The organism is Burkholderia sp. SIMBA_051 (assembly GCF_046534915.1).
Classification (GTDB): Bacteria; Pseudomonadota; Gammaproteobacteria; order Burkholderiales; family Burkholderiaceae; genus Burkholderia; species Burkholderia ambifaria.
Genome location: NZ_JAWRXS010000369.1, coordinates 1 through 266, shown reverse-complemented (window position 1 = coordinate 266; position 266 = coordinate 1). Strand labels below are relative to the sequence as shown.

The 266-nt window shown below is 61.3% G+C and carries 1 pseudogene; it reads right to left on the bottom strand.

Going from position 1 to position 266, the window contains the following annotated elements:
• Positions 1–266 (bottom strand): annotated as a pseudogene (locus SB771_RS34900) (site-specific integrase); the annotation flags it as partial.

Sequence of the window (266 nt, the reverse complement as noted above, 5' to 3'; positions counted from 1 at the left end):
CGGGTCTTCTGCGCGCCGACCACTGATCGACAGGTCGGTGGTCTTGACCTCGATCACGCTGCTGAAGCCCTTCTGGTCCTTGAACTCGATGAACCGGTCAGATTCGACCCACGGCGCGTTCACGGGCTTGAAGCCTGCTTCGGTCATTAGCCAGCGATAGAAGCGCACGATAGTGCCCATACGACGCCTGGCGACGCTAGGAGACAGTTCGCCTGCCTGCACGGCCAGCTTGATCGAGGCGCTATAGCGGTAGGTCGGACGTTGCC